This is a genomic window from Streptomyces violascens (genome assembly GCF_014649955.1).
Taxonomy (GTDB): Bacteria; Actinomycetota; Actinomycetes; order Streptomycetales; family Streptomycetaceae; genus Streptomyces; species Streptomyces violascens.
This window is the reverse complement of the sequence record NZ_BMUA01000011.1, coordinates 152447-169346: the sequence shown is the minus strand read 5'-3', so window position 1 is coordinate 169346 and position 16900 is coordinate 152447. Positions and strand designations below refer to the sequence as shown.

The window sequence follows — 16900 nt, the reverse complement described above, 5'->3', positions numbered from 1 at the left end:
CATGGCGCAGAACACCCGCACCACTCCGGCCGGTACACCCACCAACGTCACCCAGAACCACACCAAGGGCGGCATCGGCGAGTCGACGCTCCGCCCGGACGGCACCCTCAAGGTCACCGGTGAGTTCGCGTACTCCTCGGACATGTGGCACGAGGACATGCTGTGGGGCCAGACGCTCCGCTCCACCGTGGCCCACGCCGAGATCGAGAACATCGACATCTCCGAGGCCGTCGCGATGCCCGGCGTCTACGCCGTGCTCACCTACGACGACCTGCCGGCCAAGATGAAGAACTACGGCCTGGAGATCCAGGACACCCCCGTCCTGGCCCACGGCCGGGTCCGCCACCACGGTGAGCCGGTCGCCCTCGTGGCCGCCGACCACCCGGAGACCGCCCGCCGCGCGGCCGCCAAGATCAAGATCGACTACAAGGAACTGCCGGTCGTCACCGACGAGGCCTCCGCCCTCGCCGCCGACGCGCCGCTGATCCACGAGGGCCGCGACGACCACCACGCCGGTCATGTCCCGCACCCGAACATCGTGCACCGCCAGCCGATCATCCGCGGCAACGTGGAGGAGGCGCGCAAGCGCGCCGACGTGATCGTCGAGGGCGAGTACACCTTCGGCATGCAGGACCAGGCCTTCCTCGGCCCGGAGTCCGGCCTGGCCGTGCCCGCCGAGGACGGCGGCGTCGACCTCTACGTCGCCACCCAGTGGCTGCACTCGGACCTCCAGCAGATCGCCCCGGTCCTCGGCCTGCCGCCGGAGAAGGTCCGCATGACGCTCTCCGGCGTCGGCGGTGCCTTCGGTGGCCGCGAGGACATCTCGATGCAGATCCACGCCTGCCTCCTGGCGCTGCGCACGGGCAAGCCGGTCAAGATCGTCTACAACCGGTTCGAGTCCTTCTTCGGCCATGTGCACCGCCACCCGGCGAAGCTCTACTACGAGCACGGCGCCACCAAGGACGGCAAGCTCACGCACATGAAGTGCAAGATCGTCCTGGACGGCGGCGCCTACGCGTCGGCCTCCCCGGCGGTCGTCGGCAACGCCTCCTCGCTCTCGGTCGGCCCGTACGTCATCGACGACGTCGACATCGAGGCGATCGCGCTCTACACGAACAACCCGCCCTGTGGCGCGATGCGCGGCTTCGGCGCCGTCCAGGCCTGCTTCGCCTACGAGGCCCAGATGGACAAGGTGGCGGCGAAGCTGGGCATGGACCCGGTCGAGTTCCGCCAGCTCAACGCCATGGAGCAGGGCACGATCATGCCGACCGGCCAGGTCGTGGACTCGCCGGCCCCGGTCGCCGAGCTCCTGCGCCGGGTCAAGGCCCGCCCGCTGCCGCCCGAGCAGCAGTGGCTGGCGGCAGGAGAGGCCGCGGACGTCCGCGCCCTGCCCGGCGGCCTGTCCAACACCACGCACGGCGAGGGGGTCGTACGGGGCATCGGTTACGCGGTCGGCATCAAGAACGTCGGCTTCTCCGAGGGCTTCGACGACTACTCGACCGCCCGGGTGCGCCTGGAGGTCATCAACGGCGAGCCCGTCGCGATGGTCCACACGGCCATGGCGGAGGTCGGCCAGGGCGGTGTCACCGTGCACGCCCAGATCGCCCGTACGGAGCTGGGTGTCACGCAGGTGACCATCCACCCGGCCGACACCCAGGTCGGCTCCGCCGGTTCCACGTCCGCCTCCCGGCAGACGTACATGACCGGTGGCGCGGTGAAGAACACCTGCGAGGCCGTCCGCGCCAAGGTCCTGGAGATCGGCCGCCGCAAGTTCGGCTCCTACCACCCCGCCTGGGCCACCGCCGAGCTGCTGCTCGAAGGCGGCAAGGTCGTCACCGACGGCGGCGAGGTCCTCGCCGACCTGGCGGACGTCCTGGAGGGCGAGGAGATCGACGTCGAGCTGGAGTTCCGGCACCGCCCGACCCAGGCCTTCGACCTCGTCACAGGCCAGGGCAACGGCCACGTCCAGTACACGTTCGCCGCGCACCGCGCGGTGGTCGAGGTGGACACCGAGCTCGGCCTCGTCAAGGTCGTCGAGCTGGCCACCGCCCAGGACGTCGGCAAGGCGCTCAACATGCTCTCCGTCGTCGGCCAGATCCAGGGTGGTACCACCCAGGGCCTCGGCGTCGCGGTGATGGAAGAGATCATCGTGGACCCGAAGACCGCGAAGGTGCGCAACCCCTCCTTCACGGACTACCTCATCCCGACGATCCTGGACACCCCGACCATCCCGGTCGACGTCCTGGAGCTCGCCGACCCGAACGCGCCGTACGGCCTGCGCGGTCTCGGCGAGGCCCCGACCCTCTCGTCCACCCCGGCCGTCCTCGCGGCGATCCGGGCGGCGACCGGTCTGGAGCTCAACAAGACCCCGGTCCGCCCCGAGCACCTCACCGGTACCGGAGCCTGATCCCACCCCGGGGATCCCCAGATCCCTCCGGGCGGTGCGTGCCTCCCAGGAACGTCACAATTCCGTCGCCCGCACCGCCCGGAGCAGTCAAGTACCGCACCGCTCGCGGTCCTCGCAGTAACGGCAACACCCGCAGTACCAGCACCACCAGCAAAACCGAGTCACACCAGCAACACCCGTAGCCATCTGCACTGCGGTACCGGTTCCGGTACCCCGGCAGGAGCAGACACCGTTCGTCTCGGGCCGTCCCCCGGGTCGTGCAGCCCACGCATCATCCCAAATCCCGCAGCTTGTCTGACCTGAGGACTCAAGTCTTATGCGGGTGCCCCTGTGAACCTTGGGAGTAGGCACCATGACCCAGCAGTCTGTGGAGCCGAAGACCACCGCTGAGGACGCGGGCTCCGGCTCCCGTCCCCAGGCCGGCAGGTCTTGGCTCGACCGGTACTTTCACATATCCGAGCGGGGATCCACGCTGGCGCAGGAAGTGCGCGGCGGCATCACCACCTTCATGGCGATGTGCTACATCCTCCTGCTCAACCCGCTGATCCTCTCGACGCCCGATGTCGACAAGCACACGCTGGGCCACGCGGGCCTGGTGACCGCCACGGCGCTCGCCGCCGCGGCCAGCACCCTGCTGATGGGCTTCATCGGCAAGGTCCCGCTCGCACTCGCCGCCGGACTGAACGTCTCCGCGGCCCTGACCACCCAGGTGGTCCCGAACATGACGTGGCCGCAGGCCATGGGCATGTGTGTCATGTACGGCGTCGTGATCATGCTGTTGGTCGTCACCGGCCTCCGCGAGATGATCATGAACGCCATCCCGCTGGCGCTCAAGCACGCGATCACCATGGGCATCGGCATGTTCGTCGCCCTGCTCGGCCTCGTGAAGGCCGGATTCGTGGGCAAGGGCCCCGAGCACGGACCGCCGGTCACCCTCGGTGCCACCGGACAGCTCGTCGGCTGGCCCGTCTTCTTCTTCGCGATCACCCTGCTGCTGATCTTCGCCCTGCAGGCCCGCAAGGTGCCCGGCGCGATCCTGATCGGCATCGTCTCCGGCAGCGTCCTGGCCTTCGTGGTCACCAAGGCCGCGGGACTGACCGACGCGGACTGGGGCGGCACCGCCCCCGGCCTCAGCGGCAGCGCGGTCTCCACGCCCGACTTCGGCCTCTTCGGCCACGTCGAGTTCGGCGGCTGGGGCTCCATCGGCGCCATCAGCGTCGGCATGATCGTCTTCACCCTGGTGCTCGCCGGCTTCTTCGACGCGATGGCCACCATCATCGGCGTCGGCCAGGAGGCCAAGCTCGCCGACGACAAGGGCCGCATGCCGGGCCTGTCCAAGGCGCTGTTCATCGACGGTGCGGGCGGCGCGATCGGCGGCGTCACCGGCGCCTCCGGCCAGACCGTGTTCATCGAGTCCGCCTCCGGCGCCGGTGAGGGCGCCCGTACCGGCCTCTCCTCGGTCGTCACCGGCCTCTTCTTCGCGGCCTGCCTGTTCTTCACCCCGGTCACCCAGCTGGTGCCGGCCCAGGTCGCCTCCGCCGCCCTCGTCGTCATCGGCTCGATGATGATGAGCGCCGCCAAGCACGTGGACTGGAGCGACCGTTCGGTCTCCATCCCGGTGTTCCTCACCGTGGCTCTGATGCCGTTCACGTACAACATCACGGCCGGTGTCGGCGCGGGCGTCGTCGCCTACACCGTGATCAAGGCAGCACAGGGCAAGTGGCGCGAGATCGGCGGGTTCATGTGGGCCCTGACAGCCGTCTTCACCATCTACTTCGCCCTCCATCCCATCGAGAGCTGGCTCGGCGTCAAGTAGCGGCTGTGCCGCTGACGCCCTCCACACATCCGTAAGGAGACCGAACATGCTGGACATCGCCGAAGAGCTGAACCGGTGGGTCGAGCAGGGACGCGAGTTCGCCGTGGCCACCGTGGTGGCCGTCGGCGGCAGTGCGCCCCGGCAGCCGGGAGCCGCCCTCGCCGTCGACAGCGACGGCACGGCGATCGGCTCGGTTTCCGGCGGATGTGTGGAGGGCGCTGTCTACGAACTCTGCCAGCAGGCCCTGGAGGACGGCGAGACCGTCCTCGAACGCTTCGGCTACAGCGACGAGGACGCCTTCGCGGTCGGCCTGACCTGCGGCGGCATCATCGACATACTCGTCACCCCGGTCCGCACCACCTCGCCCGCCCGCGAGGTGTTCGCGGCCGCGCTCGCCACCGCCGCGAGCGGCGAGGCCGCCGCGGTCGCCCGCATCACCGACGGCCCCGCCGAACTCATGGGCCGCGCCCTCCTCGTCCATCCGGACGGCGCCTACGAGGGCGCCCTCGGCGGACACCCCGAGCTCGACCGAGCCGTGGCCGACGAGGCCGCCGCCATGCTGGACGGGGGCCGCACCGGCACCCTTTCGCTGGGCGCCGACGGCCGGCTGTGCGGCCAGCCGCTCACCGTGCTCGTCGAATCGAGCGTCCCGGCCCCCCGGATGATCGTCTTCGGCGCCATCGACTTCGCCTCCGCCCTGGTCAGGGTCGGCAAGTTCCTGAACTACCACGTCACCGTGTGCGACGCCCGGCCCGTCTTCGCGACGAAGACCCGCTTCCCCGAGGCGGACGAGATCGTCGTGGAGTGGCCGCACGAGTACCTTCAGCGGACGAACACCGACTCCCGTACGGTCCTGTGCGTCCTGACCCACGACGCCAAGTTCGACATCCCGCTCCTGGAGACCGCGCTGAAACTGCCGGTCGCCTACATCGGCGCGATGGGCTCGCGCCGCACCCACCTCGACCGCAACGAGCGGCTGCGCGACGTGGGCGTCACCGAGCTCGAACTCAACCGCCTGCGCTCCCCGATCGGCCTCGACCTCGGCGCGCGTACGCCCGAGGAGACCGCCCTGTCCATCGCCGCGGAGATCGTCGCCAACCGGCGCGGCGGCAGCGGAATCTCGCTGACCGGCGCACACACCCCGATCCACCACGACGGCAAGGACACGCCGGTCGGACGCATCGGCTCAGTCGCTTAACCGGAGGGCAAGCGGATGTGCGGCGTCCGGGGCGCCGTCGCCGAACCGGGCGGTATGCGAGTGACGCCCCGTTTCGGCCGGGTTAGGGTCGCCGCATGAGCGAGCTGCAGTTCCGCGACGTGCCCGAGTCCGACGTCGACCGCGCCCTGGAGCTCTGGTGGCTCGTCTTCCACGACCGCCCCGACGAGAAGGAGAAGCGCGCCTACCACCGCGCGATGGTGCTGCGCTGCGACCGCGTCGGGGCGTACGACGGCGAAGCGCTCGCCGGCTTCCTCGTCGCCCACCGCTTCACCCTGTCCGTGCCGGGCGGTGAACTCCCTTGCCCCGGGCTCACCTTCGTCTCGGTCGCCCCCACGCACCGCCGCCGCGGCGTGCTCTCCGGCATGATCGCCGAGGTGTTCCGCCGCTGCGCCGGACACGGCAGGCCCATCGTCGCGCTGTGGGCCTCCGAAGCCGCCATCTACGGCCGCTTCGGCTTCGGAGCGGCCACCTACGGCACCTCGGTCGAGATCAACTCGACCCGCCCGCTCGCCCTGCGCATCGAGGCCGACCGCCGCCCCCTGCGCCTGATCGACCCCGGCGACGCGCCCGACGAGCTGGGCCCCTACTACGAGGCGACCCGCACCCGCCGGGCCGGGCGCATCGCCCGCGACACCCGGCGCTGGCGCGGCGAGTGGCTGCCCGAGACCGACGAGGACGACGAGGAGCTCGGCCCGCCCCGCATCGTCGGCCTCGGTGCCGCCGACGAGCCGCTCGCCGGGTACGCCGTCTACCGCACCCGGCGCGAGGACGACCCCGCAAGGCCCGGCACCGTCCAGGTCGCCGAGCTGGAAGCCGACACCCCGGCGGCCGAGGCCGCGCTGTGGAACTACCTCGCCGGCATCGACCTCACCGGCACCGTCCGCGCCTGGGGCCTGGCCCCGGACGACCCGCTGCTCCTGTTCGCCACCGACCGGGACCAGGTCAAGGCCGTCGCCGAGTTCCCGGCGCTGTGGATCCGCCTCGTGGACGTCGGCGCCGCGCTCACCGCCCGCTCCTGGGCGGCCGAGGCGGCGCTCGTCCTGGAGGTCCGCGACGACCGCATCCCGGCCAACGCGGGCCGCTTCCGCCTGACGACCTCCCCGCACGCCTGCACGTACGAGCCGACCCCGGCCCCGGCCGACCTCACCCTCGACGTGCGCGACCTGGCCGCCTGCTACCTCGGCGGCACCGAGGTCCGCCGCCTGGTCCTCGCGGGCCTGGTGACCGAGCACACCGCGGGCGCGGCGGCGGCCCTGGACGCGGCGCTGCGCACCACGGAACTGCCGCACACCGTCGACGAGTTCTGAGCAGCCGGGGGAGAATACGGGGGGATTTCGCGCAGAAGTGACGAGGCTCTCGTACCGGGGCGGCGGGGGCCGGGGCGAAGGTCCTTCGGCGAACTGCCTGCTCGGAGCGGGAACCGGAAGCCCCCTTGAAGGGGTCTTTGCCTGCACGTTAGGGACCAAAGTCCCGGCGTGCGGCACCTGCACCGAACCCCTCGTATCACTGAGGTCGCGTCAACCCCCTTGCCCTCCGGGGAAGTTGCCGGAAATCGGGTATTTTCCCTCGATGCCCGGCCGGAGAATTCACATTTCGGGATTCGAGCGCGATCGTGCGATCGTGGCCAACCGGTGAAGCTCCGCTGCCGAACCGGCACGTACCGAGGGGATGGGGAAAACATGGCGCGACTGACCGCCCACACACGCCGCATCGTGATGGCCGCAGCGACGGCCGTGGTCCTGACGGGCGGCGTGGCCGCCGCGGTGTTCCTCGGCAGCGACACCTCCGCCGACGGCCCGGGCCCCGCGCTCGCCCACTCGTCCTCGACCGGCAAGTCCACCGGAAAGTCCGACGACAAGCCCGGCCGCGCGAGCGGCAAGCCCGGCTCCTCGGCATCCGGTGACGACAGCGCGCCGGACGGCTCGGACGGCTCCGGCGACGCCACCGGCCCCGCCGCGCCGCCCGGTGCCGCCGGAATATCCGAAGTGATCGACCACGAGACCGAGAGCGGCGGCAAGTCCGTCTCGATCACCATCGACGACGGACCGAGCCCGGTGTGGACGCCGAAGATCCTCGCCGTCCTCAAGCAGTACGACGTCAAGGCGACCTTCTGCATGATCGGCCCGCAGGCCAAGGCGAACCCCGGCATGGTCAAGCAGATCGTCGCGGCCGGCCACCGGCTCTGCGACCACACGGTCAGCCACGACGAGGCCATGAACAAGAAGCCCGTCGCCTACCAGAGCTCCGAGGTCCTCGACGCCCAGAAAATGATCGAGGACGCGGCCGGCGGCGCCAAGGTGCAGTACTTCCGTGCCCCCGGCGGCGCCTTCACGCCGGACAACCGGCACATCGCGGCCGGTCATGGGATGCGCCCGCTCGGCTGGAACGTCGACACCAAGGACTGGAAGCAGCCCGGCACCGCGGCGATCGTGAAGACGGTGAAGCAGGAGGTCAAGAACGGCCCGATCGTGCTCTTCCACGACGGTGGCGGCGAGCGCGCCCAGACGGTGGCCGCCCTGAAGGAAGTGCTGCCCTGGCTGGCCCAGCAGGGCTACACGTTCAGCTTCCCCGCCATCTGACGCGCCTTCAACTGACGGCCCGTCATGTCCCGGGCGCGGCCGCCCGGATCGGACACCCGCGGCGGCTCCGTCCGGGAGGACCGCGATTCGTGCGGCGGCCCGGCAGCCGATAAGGTGCCTGGTCACGACCGCATCCCGTTCGATTCCACGGGCCGGTCAGGGCTCTGCCGCAGTGCGTGGCACCTCCACGTCCGTCGTGCCGACTCCTGCCCGCCCGGGCCCTGGAACACGGGGGCGATCTTCACGGCGGGGCAGTCGGGCCCCGGCCGACGGGGTCAGCAGGAGGAACAGTGGCACAGGTCATCGCCGAGGTCTCACGGACGTTCAACGAGTTTCTGCTCCTGCCGAACCGGACCCGGACGGACTGCTCGCCCGCGACCGTCGACCTGCGCACACCCCTGGTACGGCACCTCGCGGGCGAGCGGTCGGCGATCGAACTCGGCTCCCCGTTCACGTCCGCGATCATGCAGGCCGTCAGCACCCCGGACCTCGCGATCGCGCTGGCACGCAACGGCGGCCTGAGCTTCCTGCACCACAACCAGTCGGTCCAGGACCAGGCCGCGGCCGTGCGCCAGGTGAAGAACTTCAAGGCCGGGTTCGTCACCAGCGACACCAACGTCCGCCCCGACGACACCCTGAGCCACCTGGTCTCCGTCATGCGGCGCACCGGTCACAGCACCGCCGCGGTCACCCATGACGGCACCGCCACCGGCCGCCTGCTCGGCCTCGTGACCTCCCGCGACTTCCACCCCCAGCGCCACGACCTCGACGGGCCGGTGGCCGGCCGGATGACCGCCATCGCGGAGCTGCCCCACGCGGAGGCCGACACCACGCTCTCCGAGGCCAACGCGCGGCTGTGGGACCAGCGCCTCGACTGCCTCCCCGTCCTCGGCACCGACGGCCACCTGCAGTACCTGGTGTTCCGCTCCGACTACGCGGACAACAAGCGGTTCCCGAACCAGGCCGTGGACGCCGAGAAGCGCCTGCGCGTGGGCGCGGGCGTCAACACCCACGACTACCAGGAGCGCGTCCCCGCCCTCCTGGAGGCGGGCGCGGACGCCCTGTGCTTCGACTCCTCCGACGGCTACAGCGACTGGCAGGCCCAGGCGCTGAGCTGGGTGAAGAAGCACTACCCGGAGATCCCGGTCGGCGGCGGCAACGTGGTCGACGGCGAAGCCTTCACCTTCCTCGCCGAGGCGGGCGCGGACTTCGTCAAGGTCGGCGTGGGCGGCGGCTCCATCTGCATCACCCGCGATCAGAAGGGCATCGGGCGCGGCCAGGCGAGCGCCGTCCTGGACGTCGCCGCGGCCAGGGACGCCTTTTGCGAGCGCACCGGCGAGTACGTGCCGATCTGCTCCGACGGCGGCCTGGTGCACGACTACCACGTGGCCCTGGCCCTCGCGATGGGAGCCGACTTCGTCATGATGGGCCGCTACTTCGCCCGCTTCGACCAGGCGGCCGGCGCCAAACTCCCCACCCGGGACGGCTTCGTGAAGGAGTACTGGGGCGAGGGCTCGAACCGGGCCCGCAACTGGCAGCGCTACGGCCAGGGCGGCCAGGGGCTGATCTTCGAAGAGGGCGTCGACGGCTACGTCCCGTACGCGGGCGACCTCAACGAGGGTCTCGCCACCACCATCGCCAAGCTCAAGACCACGATGGTCTCGTGCGGCTCCGTGACGCTGCCGGAATTCCAGTCCACGGCCCGGCTGACGCTGGTCTCCGACCAGAGCTTCCAGGAGAGCCACGCGAACGTCACCCTGCGGGACACCCCGGCGACCATCGCCTGACGGGCCCCGCCCAGTAGCCCGCGACCTGACGTCCACTCGGCGATCCGGCCGACAACCGGATCGCCCCTCGGGAGACGAGACTCCGTGAACACGCCATCGCCGGCCGGAGCGCGGCGCACCGACGGATCGGCCGTCCGGATCGGCGCCCTCGTCCCGCTGACCCGGCCCGGCTGGGCCGAGGCGGGTCAACACCTGCTCGCCGGGCTGGAGTTGGGCGTATGCGAGGTCAATGACGCCGGCGGGATCGGTGGACGGCCGCTCGAACTGGTGGTCCGGGACACCGCGGCCGATCCGGAGAAGGCCGCGGCGGCCGTGGACGAACTGGCCCGCCTGGGTGTGGCCGCCTTGGCGGGGGAGTACCACAGCGTGGTCGCCCGCGCCGCCGCCGCCCGGGCGGACGCCCTCGGCCTGCCGTTCCTCTGCTCGTCAGCCGTACTCGACGCGCTCACGGACCGCCCGACGGACCGGGTCGCGCGTCTCGCCCCGGCGCAGTCCCACGGCTGGCGGATCTACGCGGACTTCCTCCTCGGCGCCGGTCACCGCCGGACAGCCGTGGCGACCCAGTCGAGCGTGTACTGGGCATCGGGGACCCGCATTCTGCGGGACCATCTCGCTCCGCGCGGCGGCACCGTCGTCGAACTCGACACGGGCGCGCTCACCCCCGAGGCGGTGTGCGACGCACTCGTCGACAGCGGCGCGACAGCCCTCCTCCTTCTGGTCGGCCACCCGGACCCGGCCGTGCCGGTCGTCAAGGCCGTACGTCGGGACCGGCGCCTCGCCGAGGTCCTGATCGGTGCTCCGGCCGGGCAGCCGGAGTTCGCCTCATGGGCGGCGCTCCTCGGCGACGACGGCGCCGCGATCCCGTTCCTGCGCTACCTGCCCGAGCGCCTCGGCCCGCTCGGCGCACGAGTCGAGGTGGTGCTGCGCGAGCGTCTTGCCGAGGCACCCTCCTTCGTCGCCTTCGAGGGCTACGACACGGTCGCCGTTCTCGCCGAGGTCCTTCGCTCGCACGGCACGGACCGGTCGCGCATCGCCGCCTCCTGGCCGCGCGTCGCGGTCGAGGGCACCCGGGGGAGGATCCGGTTCTCCCGGACGCCGGGCATCAGCGTGTGGCAGTGGGCCTGGACGCCGGTCCAGGTCGTCGACCGGGACCCGGCGGAACCCGGTCGCTTCCGGATCCTCCACTCCGGCTGAGGGCGTCCGAGCAGCCCGGTCAGCCGCCGCCCATCCCGCCCTGCGCGGCGACCAGCGTGGTCCCGAGACCGCGCACGGCCCTGCCCAGGGCGGGTGCGATCGCGTCGAGCCGGCCGGTCAGCGCGTCGAGGCGGTCCTTGTGGGCGCGGGCGTCCGCATGCGACACGAGGTGCCGCACCCCGCCCGCAGAGACGAGCGCCAGGACGACGGCGTCGTACGGCTCGACGGGTCCCTCGCCCCGCAGCTGCTCGATGAGCCCCGTCTGCAGCGCGCGTACGCCCGCCGCGTCCAGCACCCTCACCTCGCGCCGCGCGGCGCGGGCGAAGACGGGCCGCTCCTCCACCCTGATCACGTCGAGGGCGGCGAGCCGGTCCTCGACGTGATCCAGGGTCTCCCGGCGGTCGGAGCGGACCCACGCCTTCCAGGTGCGCCGGTGCGCGCCGACGCCGTCCAGGACGTGATCGAGCACGGGATCGCCGGCGCGGCCGGTGTCCGTGACCCTCACCTCGCCCGCCGAGTCGGCGATGCAGCCCAGCGAGGCCAGTTCGGCGAGGACCGCGAAGCGGAGCAGAAAGCCGGTCCGGGTGCGGTCGTACAGGGCTCCGGCGGCGGTGTCGTAGGCCGCGAGATACATCCGGCCGTACAGGGTGTGCGTCATGAATCCGACGCTAGGGATTGCGCGCCGCGCGCGGATCCACCCGGCGGATGGGTCCGCACTGGGCCCACGGGATGAGTGCGCGGCCGGCTCGGCCCACGGGATGAGTGAGCCGGTCAGGCGCGGCGCGGCTCGACGAGCCCGTGGTCGTAGGCGGCGACCACCGCCTGTACCCGGTCGCGCAGCCGCAGCTTGCGCAGCACCGCCGACACATGGGTCTTGACGGTCGCCTCCGACAGATGGAGCTGAGCCGCGATCTCGGCGTTGGACAGCGCCTGACCGATCAGAGTGAGCACTTCGAGCTCCCGTGGCGACAACCCGGCCGGCCCGGCCGGGGCCGGGAGCGGGGCGGGTGCGATGTGCGCGAAGCGGTCGAGCATGCGGCGGGTCACGGTCGGCGCGAGCAGCGCGTCTCCGCGCGCCACCACCCGGACCGCCTCGGCGAGCTCGGCGGGCCGGATGTCCTTGAGGAGGAAGCCGCTGGCCCCGGCCCGCAGCGCGGTCACCACGTGCTCGTCGAGGTCGAAGGTCGTGACGACGAGGACCCGGGCCGCGCTGCCCGAGGCGACGATCGCCCGCGTCGCGTCGATGCCGTCCATCACGGGCATCCGTACGTCCATCAGGACGACGTCCGGCTTCAACTCCTCGACCAGGCGCACCGCGTGCTGCCCGTCGGCCGCCTCGCCGACCACTTCGAGATCGTCCCGGGCGTCGATGATCAGGCGGAACCCGCCGCGCACCAGCGCCTGGTCGTCGGCCACCACCACCCGGATCGTCACGGGCCGAACCTTATCGGCAGCACCGCCCGCACCTCGAAACCTCCGTCCCGGCCGGGCCCCGCCTCCAGGGTGCCGCCGAGCAGCGAGGCCCGTTCGCGCATCCCCGCGAGGCCCCGCCCCGAACCCGCGGAGCGCCAACTCCGGTTGCCGGGGCGGCCGTTGTCGCTCACCTCGATGCGCACCGCCTCCTCGTCGCGGCACACCGACACCCGCACCCGGCCGGCCCCCGCGTGCCGCAGCGTGTTGGTCAGCGCCTCCTGCACGATCCGGTACCCCGCCAGGTCCACGGCGGACGGCGGAGAGATCGCCCGGCCCTCCTCGTGCAGCTCGACGGCGAGCCCGGCGGCCCGCGCGTTCGCGGCCAGCTCGGCGAGGTCCCCGAGCCCGCGCGGCGGCCGTCGCCCCTCGCCACTGTCCTCGCCGGATTCCGTACGCAGCAGGACCCGCAGCTCCCCGAGCGCGGAGCGCCCCGCGCCCTCGATGGCGCGCAGGGCCTGCCTGGCCTGCTCGGGGTGTGCCGTGAACACGTCCTCGGCGGCGCTCGCCTGGATCACCATCACCGACACGGTGTGGGCCACCACGTCGTGCACCTCGCGGGCGATCCTGGCCCGCTCCTCGGCCACCGCCCGCCGCGTCTCGGCGGCGAGCCGGTCCTGCTGGGCCCTGCGCCACTGCCCGGCCGTCCAGGCCAGCGTCACGGCCAGTACGTAGCTGACGAGGACCAGCGTGCTGCCGCCCGCATAGGCGAGTGGGGCAAGCGCGAGCGTCCCGAGCAGCCACCGGCGCGACTCCCGCACCGGCCGCAGCGCAGAAAGGACGCACAGGGCGAGCTGCGCCCCGAGCAGCGCGCCCGTCAGGCTCAGCGCCGGGAACAGCAGCCACATCCCGGCCCCGAGCAGCGCGCACACCGCGAGTACGGCGCCGGGCCGGCCCACCACCCACCACAGGGCCACGGCCTGCATCACGGCGAGGGCGAGCGCGACAGCGGGCCGCCCGGCGGCACCGGCCGTCAGGCAGGTGGGCACCGCCACCCCGAGCACCAGCACGGCGGAGGCCGCCCGCAGCGCCCCGACCGCCCGGGCCGAGGGAGGGGCGCCGCCGCCGTCCGGACCGCGCAGATGACCCACGCCGCGACGCTACCAACCGCGCGTCACTTCGCAGGGGTACGCGAGCGGGCCATCCGCGCGGCGACCGTGCGCGGCACATGACGTACGGCGAAGGCATACGCCTTGTACTGGAGCCCCGTGATGCTGACCGGACGCCTGCGGCGCAGATCCTTCAGGGCCTGCTCCACGACCTTCTCGGCATCCAGCCAGGCCCACTCGGGAAGCGAGCTCACGTCCATCCCGGCCCGCTTCTGGAACTCCGTCCGCGTGAAACCGGGCACGAGCGCGAGGACGCGGACACCGTGCGGGGCGAGATCGACCCGCAGCGACTCGCTGAACGCCGTCAGCCACGCCTTGGCGGCGCCGTACGTGCCGGTGGGCAGCAGACCCGCCACCGAGGAGACGTTGAGGATGACGCCCCGCTTGCGCGCGGTCATCCCCGGCACGGCCGCGTGCGTGAGCCGCAGCGGGGCCCGCACCAGGAGATCGAGCATCCGCTCCTCGTCGTCGACGGGGCTGTGCGGGAACGGCGCGGGAAGGCCGGATCCCGCGTTGTTGACCAGCACGTCCACCGGATCCTCGGTCGCCGCCAGCCGCTCCTCGACCAGGCGGCACTGCGCCGGATCGACCAGATCCGCCGCCAGCGTCTCGACCCGTACGCCGTACCGGGACCGCAGCTCCGCGGCCGTCTTCAGCAACCGCTCCTCGTCACGGGCGACCAGGACGAGCGCGCACCCGAAGCCCGCGAAGCGGTGCGTGAAGGCGGCGCCGATGCCCGAGGTCGCACCGGTGATCAGAACAGTGGTCATGGTGGCTCTCGTTTCTCCGGCGGCAAGGGACGCGCGGAACCTGTCCGCGCACCGCCCAGTGTTCGCGGACTCCGCCGAAGATCAAGTGCGAGGGCCCATAACTGGCCACTTCGGACACTCTGTTGAGGCGGGCGTCAGGGCCGGGGAACCTGAATTTTTGTCGCCACGGCCACGGAAATTTACGCAAAATCCGGCGAGGCTTCCTGGCGGCGCGCGCAAAATAGTAGTATTTGCCGTGCCGTCTTGCCGGATCCGTGCTACTGTTGATCCCAGTTGCAGTTGTGGTTCCCAAAGACTTCAAGTGCCTTGATGGTTTTATGCCGTCAGGCACTTTTGTATTTCCGGTACTTTTTCCGGACGGGGCAATCATCGCGGTAACGACGGGGTCAGCACAGTGCGGACCCCCGGGCATTGCCCCGAAGGAGATATGACATGGCTACTGGCACCGTGAAGTGGTTCAACGCGGAAAAGGGCTTCGGCTTCATCGAGCAGGAGGGTGGCGGCCCGGACGTCTTCGCCCACTACTCGAACATCGCCTCCTCTGGCTTCCGTGAGCTTCAGGAAGGCCAGAAGGTGAACTTCGACGTCACGCAGGGCCAGAAGGGCCCGCAGGCCGAGAACATCACGCCTGCCTGACGCTTGAAGCGTTTTCTGCACGCGGCTGGGGCTCGCACCTTGGGGTGCGGGCCCCAGCCCGTTGCTGTTCCACCGGGCCCGCCGTCACTGCGTGACGGCATTCTCACGGCCCGCGGGACGCCGGGCGCCGCCCGGCCGTCCCGCCACGCAGCGGACGAACCGTCCCGGCCACGGCCGGGGTGTGCATCTGCCCGCTGTCCCGATCCGGCCCGCCCGCCCTCCCGGGCGGCGGCTGCCCGGCATTCCGACAACGGGCGGGGAATTTACGCGCCCTCGTGCGGCCGGATCGGAATTCAACTTCTGTTTTCGGCTCGTTCTTGCGATGTCCCGGCGGTTCCATTTCGCCGGGCTCCCTCGATACGTGCCATATCGAGGAAGGTTCTCCTTGAACCGTTCAGCTCGCACGAACGACCGCTACTCCGCCGCCCGTAAGAGCGGCGCCGACCGCGGGGCCCGCTTTCGGCCCCAGGGGCAGAACCGCTCCGGCGGCGGCCGCAGGCCCGCCGCACCGCAGGGCGAGTTCGCCCTCCCCGTCACCATCACCCCGGCCCTGCCGCCGGTCGCGAACTTCGGCGACCTGGACATGCCGACCGAGGTCCTCGACGTGCTGACCGGCCTGGGCGTGACCGAGCCGTTCCCGATCCAGGGCGCCACCCTGCCGAACTCGCTCGCGGGCCGCGACGTCCTGGGCCGTGGCCGCACCGGCTCCGGCAAGACCCTCGCCTTCGGCCTCGCCCTGCTGGTCCGCACCGCCGGGCGCCGCGCCGACTCCAAGAAGCCCCTCGCCCTGATCCTGGTGCCCACGCGCGAGCTGGCCCAGCAGGTCACCGACGCGCTCACCCCGTACGCCAAGGCCCTGCGGCTGCGGATGGCCACTGTCGTCGGCGGCATGTCGATCGGCCGTCAGGCCGGTGCGCTGCGTTCCGGCGCGGAGGTCGTGGTGGCTACGCCGGGCCGGCTCAAGGACCTCATCGAGCGTCGCGACTGCCGCCTGGACCAGGTGGACATCACGGTCCTGGACGAGGCCGACCAGATGGCCGACATGGGCTTCATGCCGCAGGTCACCGAGCTCCTCGACCAGGTGCGCCCGGACGGCCAGCGGATGCTGTTCTCGGCCACCCTGGACCGCAACGTCGACCTCCTGGTCCGCAAGTACCTGCACGACCCGGTGGTGCACTCCGTCGACCCGTCGGCCGGTGCGGTCACCACGATGGAGCACCACGTACTGCACGTGCAGAGCGCCGACAAGTACGCCACGACCACCGAGATCGCGGCCCGCGACGGCCGGGTGATCATGTTCCTGGACACCAAGCACGCCGTCGACCAGCTCACCAAGCACCTGCTCCAGAGCGGTGTGCGGGCGGCCGCCCTGCACGGCGGCAAGTCCCAGCCGCAGCGCACCCGGACCCTGGCCCAGTTCAAGACCGGTGCCGTGTCCGTCCTGGTCGCGACGAACGTCGCGGCGCGCGGCATCCACGTCGACAACCTCGACCTCGTGGTCAACGTCGACCCGCCGACGGACCACAAGGACTACCTGCACCGCGGAGGCCGCACCGCCCGCGCGGGCGAGTCCGGCAGCGTCGTCACCCTCGTCCTGCCCAACCAGCGCCGCGAGATGAGCCGCCTGATGATGGCCGCCGGGATCACCCCGACCATCACCCAGGTCCGCTCCGGCGAGGCGGAGCTGAGCCGCATCACCGGCGCCCAGGCCCCCTCCGGCATCCCGGTCACCCCCGCGGCGGCCCCGGCGGAGCGCCCCAAGCAGCGGGGCCAGGCCCCGTTCCGCGGCCGCGGCACCGCCCGCGGCCAGGCCGGCGGCGGCCGTTCGGGCGGCTCGCGCCGCACGGGCGAGACCCGCGAAATGGCCGAGGCCCGCAAGGCCGCCCGGGTCCGCCGCGCCGCCTGACGCCCAC

Annotated in this window: 13 protein-coding genes; 9 read left to right on the top strand and 4 right to left on the bottom strand. The window is 71.7% G+C overall.

What is annotated here, in order from left to right; genetic code table 11:
* The first annotated feature begins 1 nt into the window (after window position 1).
* From pucD to IE206_RS22480, 7 genes are all read left to right on the top strand, one after another.
* Window positions 2-2407 carry a xanthine dehydrogenase subunit D gene (gene pucD / locus IE206_RS22510; RefSeq protein WP_189964784.1) on the top strand — a complete coding sequence of 802 codons (2406 nt, stop codon included), beginning with the start codon at window positions 2-4 and terminating at the stop codon, window positions 2405-2407.
* Window positions 2408-2759: 352 nt separating this feature from the next.
* On the top strand, window positions 2760-4223 hold the full coding sequence (locus tag IE206_RS22505; protein ID WP_189964781.1) for an NCS2 family permease: 1464 nt from the start codon (window positions 2760-2762) through the stop codon (window positions 4221-4223).
* A 46-nt stretch (window positions 4224-4269) separates the two neighbouring features.
* Window positions 4270-5421, top strand: a complete 1152-nt coding sequence (locus tag IE206_RS22500; protein WP_189964779.1) for an XdhC family protein — start codon at window positions 4270-4272, stop codon at window positions 5419-5421.
* 95 nt (window positions 5422-5516) lie between these two features.
* The gene (locus tag IE206_RS22495; RefSeq protein ID WP_189964778.1) at window positions 5517-6749 is read left to right on the top strand and encodes a GNAT family N-acetyltransferase; all 1233 of its coding nucleotides are present in this window, start codon (window positions 5517-5519) and stop codon (window positions 6747-6749) included.
* Between the two features lie 372 nt (window positions 6750-7121).
* Complete coding sequence (locus tag IE206_RS22490; RefSeq protein ID WP_226599759.1) at window positions 7122-8021, top strand: polysaccharide deacetylase family protein; 900 nt, start codon at window positions 7122-7124, stop codon at window positions 8019-8021.
* A 290-nt stretch (window positions 8022-8311) separates the two neighbouring features.
* The gene (locus IE206_RS22485; RefSeq protein WP_189964776.1) at window positions 8312-9808 is read left to right on the top strand and encodes an IMP dehydrogenase; all 1497 of its coding nucleotides are present in this window, start codon (window positions 8312-8314) and stop codon (window positions 9806-9808) included.
* An 84-nt stretch (window positions 9809-9892) separates the two neighbouring features.
* The gene (locus tag IE206_RS22480) at window positions 9893-11002 is read left to right on the top strand and encodes an ABC transporter substrate-binding protein (RefSeq protein ID WP_189964774.1); all 1110 of its coding nucleotides are present in this window, start codon (window positions 9893-9895) and stop codon (window positions 11000-11002) included.
* A gap of 19 nt (window positions 11003-11021) precedes the next feature.
* Here the strand turns inward: IE206_RS22480 and IE206_RS22475 are convergent, their stop codons facing one another.
* The 4 genes from IE206_RS22475 to IE206_RS22460 form a co-directional block, all read right to left on the bottom strand.
* Entirely contained in the window at window positions 11022-11660 is a 639-nt protein-coding gene (locus IE206_RS22475) for a GOLPH3/VPS74 family protein (protein ID WP_189964772.1), read from the bottom strand.
* A gap of 113 nt (window positions 11661-11773) precedes the next feature.
* On the bottom strand, window positions 11774-12436 hold the full coding sequence (locus tag IE206_RS22470) for a response regulator (protein ID WP_189964770.1): 663 nt from the start codon (window positions 12434-12436) through the stop codon (window positions 11774-11776).
* Entirely contained in the window at window positions 12433-13563 is a 1131-nt protein-coding gene (locus IE206_RS22465) for an ATP-binding protein (RefSeq protein WP_226599758.1), read from the bottom strand. The genes IE206_RS22470 and IE206_RS22465 overlap by 4 nt, the downstream gene beginning before the upstream one ends.
* A gap of 23 nt (window positions 13564-13586) precedes the next feature.
* On the bottom strand, window positions 13587-14351 hold the full coding sequence (locus tag IE206_RS22460; protein ID WP_189964768.1) for an SDR family NAD(P)-dependent oxidoreductase: 765 nt from the start codon (window positions 14349-14351) through the stop codon (window positions 13587-13589).
* 432 nt (window positions 14352-14783) lie between these two features.
* Here IE206_RS22460 and IE206_RS22455 point away from each other — a divergent pair, with 432 nt between their 5' ends.
* Together IE206_RS22455 and IE206_RS22450 are read left to right on the top strand one after the other, a co-directional pair.
* Window positions 14784-14987 carry a cold-shock protein gene (locus IE206_RS22455; protein WP_053726075.1) on the top strand — a complete coding sequence of 68 codons (204 nt, stop codon included), beginning with the start codon at window positions 14784-14786 and terminating at the stop codon, window positions 14985-14987.
* Window positions 14988-15372: 385 nt separating this feature from the next.
* Window positions 15373-16893, top strand: a complete 1521-nt coding sequence (locus IE206_RS22450; protein WP_226599757.1) for a DEAD/DEAH box helicase — start codon at window positions 15373-15375, stop codon at window positions 16891-16893.
* The last annotated feature ends 7 nt before the right edge of the window (window positions 16894-16900 follow it).